The sequence below is a fragment of the Streptomyces sp. A0592 genome (assembly GCF_004795115.1).
Lineage (GTDB): Bacteria > Actinomycetota > Actinomycetes > Streptomycetales > Streptomycetaceae > Streptomyces > Streptomyces erythrochromogenes.
Map to the genome: position 1 here is coordinate 126,720 of NZ_SSBM01000014.1, position 13,944 is coordinate 140,663.

Annotated in this window: 8 protein-coding genes; 1 reads left to right on the forward strand and 7 read right to left on the reverse strand. The window is 74.0% G+C overall.

The annotated features are described in order from the left end of the window. Positions 1-65: 65 nt before the first annotated feature. The 7 genes from E6U81_RS21270 to E6U81_RS21300 form a co-directional block, all read right to left on the reverse strand. Positions 66-4,862: a non-ribosomal peptide synthetase gene (locus E6U81_RS21270; RefSeq protein ID WP_240803940.1), complete on the reverse strand. Its 4,797-nt coding sequence runs from the start codon at positions 4,860-4,862 to the stop codon at positions 66-68. A gap of 207 nt (positions 4,863-5,069) precedes the next feature. Beyond that, entirely contained in the window at positions 5,070-6,344 is a 1,275-nt protein-coding gene (locus E6U81_RS21275) for a glutamate synthase-related protein (RefSeq protein WP_136231677.1), read from the reverse strand. Beyond that, complete coding sequence (locus E6U81_RS21280; RefSeq protein ID WP_136231678.1) at positions 6,341-7,348, reverse strand: asparagine synthetase A; 1,008 nt, start codon at positions 7,346-7,348, stop codon at positions 6,341-6,343. Before E6U81_RS21280 ends, E6U81_RS21275 begins: the two co-directional genes overlap by 4 nt. Further along, positions 7,345-8,733, reverse strand: coding sequence for a methylaspartate mutase (locus E6U81_RS21285; RefSeq protein WP_240803945.1), 1,389 nt, complete (start codon positions 8,731-8,733; stop codon positions 7,345-7,347). The genes E6U81_RS21280 and E6U81_RS21285 overlap by 4 nt, the downstream gene beginning before the upstream one ends. 116 nt (positions 8,734-8,849) lie before the next feature. After that, complete coding sequence (locus E6U81_RS21290) at positions 8,850-9,365, reverse strand: cobalamin B12-binding domain-containing protein (RefSeq protein WP_240803941.1); 516 nt, start codon at positions 9,363-9,365, stop codon at positions 8,850-8,852. 164 nt (positions 9,366-9,529) lie between these two features. Further along, a complete protein-coding gene (locus E6U81_RS21295; RefSeq protein WP_136231680.1) occupies positions 9,530-10,768 on the reverse strand; it encodes a helix-turn-helix domain-containing protein in 1,239 nt (412 codons plus the stop codon). 253 nt (positions 10,769-11,021) lie between these two features. Beyond that, positions 11,022-12,530, reverse strand: coding sequence for a DUF4246 domain-containing protein (locus tag E6U81_RS21300; protein ID WP_136231681.1), 1,509 nt, complete (start codon positions 12,528-12,530; stop codon positions 11,022-11,024). 185 nt (positions 12,531-12,715) lie between these two features. On the opposite strand from E6U81_RS21300, the gene E6U81_RS21305 reads away from it, so the two are divergent. Beyond that, entirely contained in the window at positions 12,716-13,921 is a 1,206-nt protein-coding gene (locus E6U81_RS21305) for a cellulase family glycosylhydrolase (RefSeq protein ID WP_136231682.1), read from the forward strand. Positions 13,922-13,944: the final 23 nt, after the last annotated feature.

The following is a 13,944-nucleotide window of genomic DNA, read 5'->3' on the forward strand; positions in this document are numbered from 1 at the left end:
GGTCACGGGTCGGCCGACGGACTCGTCGGCCGACCCGTCGGCGGACCGGCGGGCCGGGTGGCGCGTCATCGCGCGGCCAGCCGTTCGGCGATGGCTGCGACGGTCCGGGCGCGGAAGACCACCTGCGGCGGGACCCGGGTGCCGGTCTCCCGGGAGAGCCGCATGGCGACCCGTACGGCGGCCAGCGAGTTGCCGCCGATCCGGAAGAAGTCGGCGTCCGGGCCGAGGTCGTCGGCCAGTTTCAGGACCTCGCGCACGGCGTCGGCGACGAGCCGCTGGTCCCGGTCGAGCGGGTCGGCCGGGGCGGCGGCGCGGCGCTCGGCCGGGGCGGGCAGGGCACGCCGGTCGACCTTGCCGTTCTGGTTGAGCGGCAGCGCGTCCAGTACGTCGAGCGTGGCGGGCACCATGTGCTCGGGCAGCAGCCCCGCCAGGTGGTCGAGCAGCGCGTCCGGGTCGGGCGCCTGCGCTCCGGTGGCGGCGGTGACGTACGCGGCGAGACGGCGGTCGCCCGGAGCGGGCTCGTGGACGGTGACGGCGGCCTCGGCCACGGCCGGGTGGCGGGTGAGCGCGTCCTCGATCTCACCGGGCTCGACGCGGAAGCCGCGGATCTTCACCTGGTCGTCGATCCGGCCGGTGATCTCCAGGATCCCTTCCGCGGTCCGGTGGCCGAGGTCTCCGGTGCGGTAGAGGCGTTCGCCGGGTGCGCCGAACGGGGAGGCGACGAAGCGCTCGGCGGTCAGCCCGGGCCGGCCGACGTATCCGAGGGCGAGCCCGCCGCCGGCCGCGTACAGCTCGCCGGTGGTGCCGTCGGGGACGGGTCGCAGCCGCTCGTCGAGGACGTGGACGGCCTTGCCGTGCAGCGGCCGGCCGATCGGGATGGAGGCGCCGGCGGCATCCTCGGGGGTGGCGCGGTGGCAGGTGGTGAGACCGAGGCTCTCGACGGGGCCGTAGCCGTTGGCGACGACCAGGTCCGGGTACTGGTCGAGGGCCTTACCGACGTGGGTGACGGAGGCCCGCTCGCCGGCGGTGAAGGCCACCTTGAGGTCGTCGTAGGTCTCCGGGAACTCCTCCAGCAGGAAGTTGAACAGGCTCGCGGAGAGCTGGAGTTGGGTGACGCCGTGACGGCGGGTGAGTGCGGTGACGGCCTGCGGGTCGGGCCGCTGGCCGGGCTGGAGCACGCACACCCCGCCGAAGGCGAGCGCGCCGTACAGCTCCAGGGCGAAGGCGTCCCAGGAGACCGGGGAGCACTGGAGCCACACCTCGTCGGGGCCGAAGCGGGCGTAGTCCTGGCCGAGGTAGGTGGCGGTGAGCGCGCGGTGCGGGACGGCGACGCCCTTGGGGCGGCCGGTGGAGCCGGAGGTGAACATCACGCAGGCGAGGTCGGTGCCGGTGACCGGCAGGCCAGGGTCATGGCCGGGGCGGGCCGCGACGGAGGCGGCCTCGGCGTCCAGGTCGAGGTGGCGGGCGACGGGGAAGGGCGGGCTCGTGTCGCGGTGGGTGATCAGCAGGGCGGCGGCGCTGTCGGCGACCGCGCCGGCCAGCCGCTCGGCCGGGAAGTCCGGGTCGAGGAGGGTGTAGGCGGCGCCGGCCTTCAGCGCGGCGAGCAGGGCGACCACCAGGTCCGGTCCTCGCTCGACGAGGACGGCCACGGTGTCGCCGCGGCCGATGCCCAGGGCACCGAGGTGGTGGGCGAGGCGGTTGGCGCGCTCGTTCAGCGCGCCGTAGTCGAGGCGTTCCTCGCCGCAGACCAGGGCGGGGGCGTGCGGGGCGCGGGCGGCCCGGTCCTCGAACAGCGTGTGCACGGGGGCCTCGACGGCGGTGGCGAGGGTGCCGAGCCAGGCCTCGCACAGTTCGGCCATGGTGGCCGGGTCGAACAGGTCGGAGTCGTATTCGAAGCGGCCGGTGAAGTCGGTGCCGCGGTCGTCGACGGAGATCGACAGGTCGAAGCGGGAGACGGGGTTGGAGTGCAGCTCGCGGGTGACCGGGGTGCCGCCGATGGTCAGCGGGCGGTCGTCCAAGGGGTGCAGTTCCAGCAGCACCTGGCAGAGCGGGTTGCGGTCGTCGGTCCGGTCGTCGGGACGCTCCTCCATGGCGGCGGCCGCGATGGCGTCGAACGGCGCCTCCTGGTGGCGGTAGCCGTCGATGGCCACCTCGCGGACGTGCCGGACCAGGTCGCGGAAGTCCGTGCCCTCGTCGATCCGGACGCGCAGCGGCAGCAGGTTGACGAAGTAGCCGATCAGCGCGTCGAGTTCGGCGCGGCCGCGGACGCTCACCGGGGAGCCGAGCACCAGGTCGCGCCGGCCGGTCCGGCGGTGGAGGGTGAGGGCGAGCCCGGCGAGCAGCACCATGAACGGGGTCGCGTCCTCGCTGCGGGCCAGTGCCCGGACGGACTCGGCGACCGGCCGGGGCATCGCGAAGCGGTGGCAGGCGCCGCGGAAGGCCTGGAGCTCGGGGCGGGGCCGGTCGGTGGGGAGGACGGCCTCGGTGGGCGCGCCGCGCAGGTGCTCGCGCCAGTGGTCGAGTTGCCGCTCGGCGGTGCCGTCCCTGTGCTGCCAGGTGCTGTAGTCGGCGTACTGGACGGCGAGTTCGGGCAGGGCGGCGGGCCGGCCGCAGGCCAGGGACTCGTACAGGGCGGCCAGTTCGGCCTCCAGGACGGGCAGGGACCCCTCGTCCCAGACGATGTGGTGGCAGAGCAGCAGCAGGGTGGAGGTGTCGCCGGTGCGGTAGAGGTGGGCGCGGACCAGCGGGCCGGCCTCCAGGTCGAAGGGCACCAGCGCGGCTTCGGCGAGCCGGCCGTCCAGCGCCGCGGCGGTGGTCTCCTCGACGGTGAACGGCAGCTCCGCGGAGGGGTGGACCACCTGCCGGGGGCCGTCCTCGCCCAGCTCGAAGGTGGTGCGCAGCGCTGCGTGCCGGTCGACGACGCCGGCCAGGGCGCGGCGGAGCAGCTCCGGGTCGACCGGCCCGTCGAAGCGGAACACCCAGGGCACGATGTAGGTGGGCGCGCCCGGGTTCCACTGGTCCAGGAACCACAGCCCGCGCTGGAAGTTCGCCAGCGGCGCCTCGGTGGCACCGGTGCGCTCCAGCGCCGGGCGCTCGCCGTCGTCCGGGGCTGCGGTGACCGCGGCGGCGAACTCGGCGAGGGTGGGCGCGTCGAAGATGGTGTAGGGGGAGATCAAGCCGAACACGTCGAAGACGCGGCCGACCACGCGCACGGCGGTGAGGGAATCCCCGCCCAGGTGGAAGAAGTTGTCGTCGGCGCCGACCTCGGACACACCGAGTACGTCGGCCCAGACCGCGGCGATCAGCTGCTCGGCCGGAGTGCGGGGCGGGCGGTGGACGGTGGACGGCGCGGCGGCCTCGGCCCGGGGCTCGGGCAGTGCCGCCCGGTCCACCTTGCCGCCGGCGGTCAGCGGGAAGGCGTCCAACGGGGTGACGGTCGCGGGGACCATGTGCTCGGGGAGCCGCTCGGCAAGGTGGGCGCGCAGCCCGGCCGGGTCGGGGGCACTGCCGCCGGTGGCGCCGGCGGCGGCGGTCACGTAGGCGGCGAGCCGGCCCTCGTACGCCACGACGACCGCCGCGGCGACGTCCGGGTGGCCGGCCAGCGCCTGCTCGATCTCGCCGGGCTCGACCCGGTAGCCGCGGACCTTCACCTGGTGGTCCGTACGGCCGACGAACTCCAGCGGGGCGTGGGTGCCGGACCGGCGGACGACGTCGCCGGTGCGGTACATCCGGGCGCCCGGCTCCGGTGCGAAGGGGTCCGCCACGAACCGGCCCGAGGTCAGGGCCGGGCGGCCGTGGTAGCCGGAGGCCAGCACCGGCCCGCCGAGGTACAGCTCGCCGGGCTTGCCGGGCGGCACCGGCCGCAGCCGCTCGTCCAGCACGTAGGCGCGGCGGCCGCCGAGCGGGCGGCCGATCGGGACGGTGTCGGCCTCACCGTCGGCCGCGCCGGCCGGCTCGTGGACGGTGGCGGTGACGACGGTCTCGGTGGGCCCGTAGGCGTTGAGCAGCGGGACACCGGTGGCGGCCCGCCAGCGGTCGGCGGCGTCCGGGTGGAGCCGGTCGCTGCCGGAGATCATCAGGCGGAGGGTGCGCGGCGGACGGGCGTCCTCGCGCAGTGCGGCGACCACTTCCTGGAAGTAGCCGGCGGCGAGGTTGGCGACGGTGACCCCCTCGGCGTCCAGCAGCTCCAGCAGGGCAGCAGGGGCCAGGAGTTGCTCCTCCGGTACGACGATGCAGGCGCCGGCCGACAGGGCCGTGAGCACCTGCTCGACGGCCACGTCGACGGTGGGGCGGGCGAAGTGCAGCACCACGTCGTCCTCGGTGAGGCCGAAGCACTCGACCGCGGCGGCCAGGTGACCGGTCAGCGCGGCGAGGGGGACGTGCACGCCCTTGGGGCGGCCGGTGGTGCCGGAGGTGTAGATGAGGTAACCCGCGGCGGAGCCCGCTCCGCTGTCCGGCCAGGGGCCGCCGTCCGGGCCGTCCGCGGGGCGCCCCTCGGGGCCGTCCGCCGGTCCCGTGGGGCCGTCGGCGCCGACCAGTTCACCGTCGGTGCAGGCGAGGGCGGCGCCGGCGTCCTCACGGATCCAGCGGTTGCGCTCCTCGGGCGCCTCCCGGTCCAGCGGCAGGTAGGTGGCACCGGCGCGGAGCGCGGCGAGCAGGCCGACCACGTGGTCGAGCCGGTCCCGGCCGGTGACGGCCACCGTCGCGCCGGGCCCGGTCCGGGCGGCGATCCGGGCGGCGAGGGCGCCGCTCAGCTCGTCCAGCTCCCGGTAGGCAACGGTCCGGGCGCCGAGCCTCAGGGCCGGGCGGTCCGGGAACCGGCGTGCGACGGATATGAAGGGAAAACCGCGAGATTCCATCATCCAACCCCGATGAATTAACGACGCTGCGGGTAGTCGTCTCGACGATAGGGCTGCACTTCCGGGCCGATCGGCAGATTCCCCGGAAGGCGATCGGCAGTTTCAACTGCCGCTCGGCGAAAGGCATGGCGGGCCTCGAAGCCGCAGACAGGACAGCCCGCCGAGGCGCGCACGGGCGCCTCGGCGGGCTGGGGAAGAATGCCTTTCCGGTTATCCGGCGGCGGGAATCACAGGGAATTCCGGGGACCAGACGTCGTCCCGGTCGAGCGCGTCCGGAGCGTATTTTCCGAGCGCACTGATCAGCAGTCGGAGTTCGAGCGCGAGGCATTCCGTGAAACGGATCAGCCCGGCCTGCGGGTCCTCGGCCGCGGCGAGCAGCGCCGCCCGGCCCAGTCCCACCGCGCGGGCGCCGAGGGCCAGGCTCTTCACCGCCCGGCCGCCCTCCCACATCCGTCCTGAGACCAGCAGGCACGGCGGCGGCCCGGCGGCGGCCAGCCGGCGCAGGCACTCCGCGAGCGGCAGGCCGACCTGGGCCGGGAAGGCCTCCGGGGCCCAGCCGGTGCCGCCCTCGGCGCCGTCGACGGTGACGGCGTCCGCGCCCGCCTCGGCGGCCACCCGGGCCGCCTCGGCGACGTCCCGGCCGGGGGGCAGCTTCACCCAGACCCGGGCCCGGGGGAAGTTGTTGCGCATGAGCCGGATCTGCTGGCGCAGGATCTCGGCCGTGAAGGTGCCGGGGGTACTGGAGCGCAGCACGCGGCCGTCGCCGAAGACGTCGTCCAGCCCGTACCGGTCGCCGACCCGGGCGGCCGCGTCGGCGTCCAGGACGGTCATCCCGCCGAGGCCCGGCTTGGCCCCCTGGCCGAGTTTCAACTCGAAGGCCAGCCGACCGGATTCGAGCAGCGGCAGCGCCGCCGGGTCGCTGTAGACGAGGTTCCACACCTCGGCGTCGGCGTCCTCGGTGGACTGCTGGACGGCGACCCCGCCCCGCCCGTCGGGCAGCTGCCCGGCGTAGGCGCGCAGGCGGCCGAGGAGTGCCCGGTCCGCTGCCTCGCCCTGCCTGCCGTAGCCGTTCACGGGGACGATGTTCTCGCCGATCACCATGGGGAGGCCGAGCACACCGGCCTGCCGGCTGAGCGCGAGGCCGAGGTCGCCGCCGGCCGCCCGGGTGGAGCCGAGCGCCGACACGTACACCGGCAGGGACGAGGTGAAACCGCCTATGGCGGTGACCAGTTCGACGTCGCGGTAGTCGGGCTCGCGGCCGAGGTCGATCAGCCGGGCGAGCCGCTGCGGCATGAGGACCGGCGGGGTGATCCGCAGGGCGTCGAGCGGATCGCGCTCACCGTCGGACCGCAGGTCACCGCCGCGCTCCGCGCCGAACAGGACCCGGCCGTACTCGCCGGGCGGCGGGAAGGCAGCGGCCGCACCGGCCCGGGCGCGGCGGCGGACCTCCTCCTCGGGGAAGCCGGGCGCGGACAGGTCGCTCACGGCGACACCACCCCGGCCAGCTTCGGGAAGGCGCTGGCCTGCCAGACCGCGTCCAGCCCGGCGACGTAGCGGGTCAGCCGCTCGACGCCGATACCGAAGCCGGCGCTGCCGGGCACGCCCTCGCGGACCAGGTCGAGGTACCAGCGGTACTTCTGCGGGTTCTCGCCGGTCTCCCGCATCCGGGTGACGATCTCCGCGTAGTCGTTGGTGCGCTGGCTGCCGCTGCACAGCTCGCCGTAGCCCTCGGCGGCGATCAGGTCGAAGTTCTTCAGCAGGCCGGGCCGTTCGGGGTCCTCCCGGTCGTAGAAGCCGCGCGAGCCCTTGGGGTAGTCGGTGACGAAGAACGGCCGGTCCCGCTGGGCGGAGAGCAACGCCTCGCCGTCCCAGTCGAGTTCGGCGTCGGGGCTCTGCGGGTGGCCGAGACCCCGGAGCTCCGCGACGGCCTCGGCGTGCCCCATCCGGCCGAAGGAGCCCTTCAGCAGCTCGGTGAACGCGGCGGTGTCACGCCCGAGTTCGGCGAACTCCTTGGGGAGCTCGCGGACCGTGCTGTCGACCATGTGCACCACGAGCTCCTCGACGAGCCGTACGGCATCGTCCCTGCTCGCGCCCGCCATCTCCACGTCGAGCTGGTGGAACTCGGCCAGGTGGCGGCTGGTGCCGGCGGTCTCCAGCGGCTCCAGCCGGACGTTGGGGGCGATGCAGAAGATCTTGTCGAAGGCCAGCAGGGAGGCCTGCTTGTAGAGGATGGCGCTCGTCATCAGCTTGTAGCGGTGGCCGTAGAAGTCGACGTCGACCTGCTTGGATCCGCGCGAGCCGGGGTCGGTGACCGGCCCGATGATCGGCGGCAGCAGCTCGGTGAAGCCCCGGCCGCGCAGGAACTCGCGGGCGGCGAAGAGGAGCTGGTGCTGGATCCGGAGCGCGCTGCGGGTGGCCGGGGCGGTCAGGTGGCGCCCGGGGTCCGGGATCGGTGCGGCGGCGGGGGCCGTGTGCCCGTCGGTGGTCATGTGGTCAGTCCCAACTCTCGTCGTGGCGTGGGCGTCGTGGGCGTCGTGGGCGGCGGTACGGGCGTACGGGGCGGGCCGGGGGCGGCACCGGAGGCCGGGGCGACCGCGGACGGGGCAACCGCGGACGCGGCGAGCGCGGACGGGTCGGCGGCGCGGTCGTCGTAGGTCCGTTGGACGTGGGAGAGCGCCGAGATCAGTCCGGCCGAGCCGAGGATCGGCGGACGCGGGCCGTCGTCCGCGAGGCCGGCGATCGGCATCGAGCCGACGCTCGACCAGAGCAGGCGGCCGTCGGGCGCCAGCGAGGTGCGGGCCCGGCCGGCGTTGTCGGGGTGCAGGCAGTAGGGGACGTCCAGGTAGCCGGCGGCGAAGGCGCGGACCAGCGCCCGGCCGACGTCCGCGTCCAGCTCCAGCACGGCGCCGATCAGCGCCCGCGCCTCCGCCTCGATACCGGTGTCGGCGACGTCCGGGCCGTCGGGGCGGCCGGCTGCGTGCGGGCGGGGCAGGGCGACCGGCGCCGGGCGGGAGCGCTCGGCGGCGGCTGCCGCGGCGGCGGTCTCCAGCGCCCGGACGTTCTCCCCCACCGTCGGTATCCGGTGCGCCTCGGCGGTGGTCTTGACGATCAGCCGGGCGGCGCCGGCCCGCACCGCCAGCCGGGCGGAGTCCTCCAGCAGCAGCCGGGCCCCGCCGGGCGAGCGCGGGAAGACCCCCATGTAGGCGTAGAGCACGACGTGGTGGTCGACGTCCGGCAGCAGTTCCCCGGCCAGCCTCCCGAGGACGGTGAGCGCCTCCTCGTCCTGGCGCGGGTCGGCCTGCTGGGCGTAGCTCAGCGAGACGGAGGTCAGCCCGTGCTGCCGGAAGAAGAGCGCCTCCAGCACACTGACCGCGATCAGCAGGCTCGGCGGGCAGAGCTGGCCCATCAGGCAGCCGCCGAAGGTCTCCAGGTGCGGTTCGGCCCCGTACTCCCGGGTCGAGGCCAGCAGTTCGCAGCTGCGCTGCCAGGCGGCGACCGCTTCGCGCAGCGGCGTACGGCTGTACGGCAGGCAGTACGAGACCGGGCCGCCCTCGGTGGCGTCCAGACCGACGGCCAGCAGCGCGCGGACGATGTGCTCGGGCATCGCCGAACCGTGCCGGACCTGTACCGGGAAGCGCGCGTCCGTGACGCCCCGCAGGACGGCGCGGGTGGTGTCGGCGGGGTGCGTGGCGATCGGATAGCCGTTCAGGCCGACGTCCTCGGCGAGCGCGCGCCGGGCGGCGTTCAGGTCGCCGGTGCGGGTGTAGCTGTCGAGGGTGATGGTGCCGACGGTGACGGCTTCCGCGTCCCGGGTGGCACGCAGGCCGTCGCGCATCCGCAGCGGATCGGCCATGCCCATCCGGGGCTGGACCACCAGGGTGCCGGCCGCCCGGGCCCGGGCGACGAAGGCGCCGAAGCCGGTGGACGACGCGGCGGGGGCGGTGCCCGGACGTACGGCGGGAGCCTCGCCCGCACCGCCCCGCGAGCCGGTCACAGCAGCACCCCCGACCCGGCGGGCAGCGCCCGCGCCACGGCTGCGGTGGGCAGCGTGCGGGACCCGGCGGGCAGCGAGCCGACGAAGGACTGGAAGTCCAGCACCGAGCCGCCCTCTTCGAAGACGCCGTCGAAGCCGGCCGTCAGCAGCGCCCGCTGCCGGGCCGGGGTTCCGGAGCCTGAGATACCGAGCTTCCCGCCGATGACGGTCGGCGTGCGGACCAGTTCGGGGCAGGCGCGCAGCGCCTCGATCACCCGCAGTCCGTCGTTGAAGCCGTGCCCGTTGACACTGCTCAGGACGATGAGGTCCGGCTCGATCCGGCGGCACTCGGCGACCAGCAGCTCGTCCGGCACGCACGCGCCCAGGTTGGTGACCCGGTGTCCGAGCTCTTCCAGCAGCAGCTGGAGGAAGACCAGGTTCCAGGTGTGCGAGTCCGAGGCCATGGTCGTCACGACGACGTCCAGACCGGTCGGCTCGGCCTTTCCGTGCTGCTCCACGGCATGCTGCTCCACGGCGCAAACCCTCTGTGTCGGTGGGTGGATGTCCGGGGGGCGGGCCCGCCCGGCCGTGGACAGAACGCTAGGGACGTTCCGGGCACCGGACCGGCAGCTCGTCCGGCAGGATGCGGGCAGTATCGGCCCAGGCCGGAGGCCCGGGACGGGGCCGTCGAGAGGCCTCAGCCCGCGGCCGCGAGCTCCGCGTACACACCGGTCCCGCACAGGCGCCGGCAGAGGTTCAGCACGGTGAACCGGACGCCGTCGCGGGCCGGGACGCTGCGGATCAGTCCGCTCGCCAGCAGCTCGTGCACCGCCGCCAGGCACTCCTGCGGCGGCCGGCCGCTCAGTTCGACGGCGTCCTCGCCCGACCAGTCCCCGGGGGTGGCCGCGAGGCGCTCCAGCAGGTCCCGCTGGCCGAGCGTCAGCCGGCCCAGCGCCGCCCCGAGCGCCGCCCCCACGTCGGCCCGGCCGCCGAACCCCGCCGGGGGCGGCGCCAGGTGGAACGGCCCGTCCGCCAGGCGCGCCACCAGCTGGCGCGGGGAGAGCACCGTGGACCAGCCGGCCACGAGCTCCAGCGCCCCGGGCAGGCCGTCGAGCTGGCGGCAGATCGAGGCCACGGCCGGCGCCTCCTCGGGCTCCAGGCGGAACCCGGGCCGCAGCCGGCGCAGGTGCGAGAGCAGCAGCCGTACGGCGCCCACCTCGGCCAGCGCCACCGGGTCGTGGTCGAGTTCCGGTCCGGGGGTGGGCAGGGGCGCGAGGGGGATCACCTGCCCGCCGGGCAGCGGCTGCGGCACCCGGGCGGTGATCAGCACCCGCAGGCCGGGGCAGCGGTGGAACAGCTCGTCCAACAGGGCCGTGTCCACGCCGGCGTCGGCCCCGTCCAGTACCAGCAGGGTGGGCCGCTCCCCCATCGTCCGGGCCAGTCCGGCGACCGACTGGCGCCCGCAGTCGATCCAGCGCACCGACCACCGCGGGGCGAGGTGCAGCCGTCTCGCGACCTCCAGGACCAGCCGGGTCTTGCCGACCCCGCCGAGACCGGCCACGGTCACCAGCCGGTCGCCGTGCACGGCGAGGGCGTCGGTCAGCACCTCGACCTCCAGCTCCCGGCCGACGATCGCGCCACGGGCGACCGGCGGCGCGGTCGGCTCGTCCCGCACCTCCTCCACCAGGGCCTGCCGTCGCGCGGCCGCCTCGAAACTCGTCCGGTGCTGGCCCTCCAGCCGCAGCGCGTCGGCCAGCAGCCGGACCGTCTCCTGCCGGGGACGCTGCACCCGGCCGCTCTCCATGTCCCGGATCGCCCGGACACTCAGGGTCGCGTGATCGGCGAGCACCTGCTGGGTCAGTCCGACGCGCTCGCGCCGGACCCTGAGCAGCTCTCCGAAGCCCGTCGTCGACTGCAGCGACGTAACACCGTGCATGCCTAGTCCACCTTCCGTGGGTTGGCCAAGTACCGGGGACCGAGGGGCCCGGAGGCCGTACGGCCCACCGAGGGCGGCTGCGACCGGTGGTGACCTTCGAGCCGTTGTTCCCCTTGCCGCCGATGGTCGCCGCCCCGGCTCTACGGCCGATCAACGGCGGATCACCACCCACCCGCGCGGCCGGCCCGGACACGGCCGAGGGGCCGTTCCGGATCGCTCCGGAACGGCCCCTCGGCACGGGAGGTGGACGGGCTCAGTGCTCGCAGAGGGAGAATTCCCGCTCGTAGAGCTCCTTGTTGTGCTCGTCGACGAAGAACTTGCGTTCGTGCATGAGCTGTTCGCGGTAGGCGACGGCCTGTTCGAGCGTCATGGTCGAGGTCGCGGACCACGGCTGCTGCGGCGGCACGTCGGAGGTCGAGACGATCGTTTCCGACGGGTCGACCAGGAAGAACGCGAGGATCTTGCGGTGTCCCGGGCGGGTGGGGTCCGCGAGGCGGAAGTCGCCGACGCGGTGCTGCAGGATGTTCGGGAACGCCAGGCAGCGGCCCGCCGGCGTCGATGCCGAGCCCAGCATCTGGTTCAGCTCGTCCTCGTCCTCCAGGCCGTAGACCTCGCGCAGGCCGTTGTCGTCGTTCTGCTCGTAGTCGGGGTCGTCGAGCGCCGCCCGGAAGCTCAGCCGGCTCTCGGTGATGTTCTCGCTGTCCCAGTAGTAGATGCCGGTCGAGACGATCCGCTCGTTCAGCATGCCCTCGACGTGCCAGGAACCGCCCGCGTACTCGGGCTTGTCCGGGGTGAGATGGATGGTGGCGAGCTTGACGATGACCTGGAGGCGGCGGCCGCGCAGGTCGACCCGGGCGGATGCGTCGGGTGCCTCGGGCGCGGTGAACTCCGGTGCCTCCGGGACGACCGGGCGGCGGTTCTCCCACCATTCCCCGTGGGCGGACTCCCACACACGGAGGGCTTCCTTGTGGGCCGCGGGATCGCTGTAGGAGGACTTGTTCGGGTACTCCGGTTCCGAGTCGTACCACCCGTAGGGATCGGCCTCGATCCGCAGGGGCCGCGGATGGCGCAGGTCCGTGAGGACGTTCTCCCACAGCGGGAGCATCCGCGCGAACAGGTCCGGCAGGACGGAGGCCAGTTCGTGATGGGTCTCGGGGTGGACGTTGTTGACGTACGAGCGGAAGGCGACCTCGCCGTTCTCGTGCACGTCCACGTCCGTGGGCAGCCACTGGAACTTCTCCGAGAATTCGTACTTCGAGTAGCGGGTCGTCGGATTCTCCCAGGCCCGCTCCGGTGCGCCGCTCGCCTCTCGCACCAGGCAGAACATCGAGGGGTGGACCAGGTCCAGCACCTGGCCGTCCGATCCGGGGTGCCAGTCCTGTTGGGCCTCGGGGACCTGTTCCAGGACCCGGACCGCCTCGCGCAGCCGGGACCTGAGCTCGTCGTCGACGAGTGCGTCCGACTGCCACACCCCGTCGACGGCGGACACCTCGATGCCCGTCCGTCCGTCGCGCAGCGCGGCGTAGTGCTCGAGTTCGGCGAGGACGAAGCGGACCTGCGCCTCGGAGAGGCCCTGTTCGAGTGCCTCCCGCGTCCACCGGGCGACGATGTCGGCGTCGCGCATCTTCTCGAACCACCCCGGCTTCGCCCGAAGGTGCGCGCTGCACTGCATGATCTCCAGTTCCCGGAGCGTCCGGGGTTTCGCGAACGCTATGGAACGGGCGGCGTGGAAGGGCAGCGGGAAAGCAGACAGGCCGGTCAATTCTTCGGATCCCTACAGTCGGTGTGCGGTGGCCGGAAGGATAGCCCGGCGCTCTGACACCGCAGCCGTTGTCCCCGTTGTCGCCGGCAGGGGCCCCCAAGGTGCAGGAGCCGACCGTTCCGGAACGCCCCCGCCAGGCTCGGGCGGGGGCAGGAGCCGCCGCACGCTTGCCTTAGGGTGGCCCCATGGTGGGGCATTCGAGTACACGGCAGCGGCTCGTCGTCGCCTTCGTCTCCTTCGTCCTGGCGACCGCCGCGACGGTCGTGGCGGCGGCTTCGTCGACAGGTCCGGCGTCGGACGCCGGCGCGCGGCCGGCCGGCGGGTTCCAGCGGCCGCCCGAGCCGCCCAAGGAGCACGATCTGCGACTGGGCGTCTCCTACGGTGACACCCTCACCTGGAAGTCCGACGACGGCCTGGCCGCCGCCCTCAACGACGCCGTCGGTCTGGGCACGACCTGGATCCGGGTGGACCTGTCCTGGAACAACATCCAGCCGGACAGCCCGCGCACCTACCAGTGGCAGCGCTTCGACCGGATCGTGAAGGCAGCCCGCGAACGCAACCTCGACGTCCTCGCCACGGTCGCCTACACCCCCTCCTGGGCGCGGGCCGCGTCCTGCACAGGGCACCGTCCCACGTGTCCGCCGGCCGACCCCAAGAAGTTCGCCGCGTTCGCGAAGCTCGCCGCCCTGCGCTACGCGCCCCAGGGCGTGCACACGTGGGAGGTCTGGAACGAGCCCAACCTCCCCCAGTTCTGGTACCCGAAGCCCGATGCGAAGGCGTACACCACCCTGCTCAACTCCACCGCCGCCTCGCTGCGCGAAGCGGACCCGACGGCGTACGTGCTGATGGGCGGCCTGGCCGCCGTCGGCACCTGGGAGTCCATCAAGTACGTCTCCCACCTGGACTTCCTGGAGCAGGTCTGCCGGCTCGGCGGCAACAAGGTGGTGGACGCGCTCAGCTACCACCCCTACGCCTGGCCGCAGCTCCCGCACGACGGCAAGGTGTTCACGGAGATCAGCAGCGCCGGGGAGAACCTGGTCGGCGTCGCCGAGCGGCACGGGACACCCGGCATGCCGGTGTGGCTGACGGAGACGGGCGCTCCGACCAACGGCCCGGGCAACCCCGCCGCCGACGAGAAGTCCCGGGCGGAGAACATCACGCACGTCAGCGAGGAGTTCCAGGCGCGGATCGCCACCGACACCGTGCCGACCGCCGCGAAGGACAAGTACGTGGCCGCCGCCTTCTGGTTCGCCCATCAGGACACGGCCACCGGCAACGACAAGAGCCACTCCAAGTACTACGGGCTGCGCCGCTACGACGGTTCCGCGAAGCCCGCGTTCGCCGCGCTCCGGGCCGCCATCGAGGAGTACGCGAAGAAGCAGCCCCGCTAGGCCGTCTCTTTCGGATCTTGCCG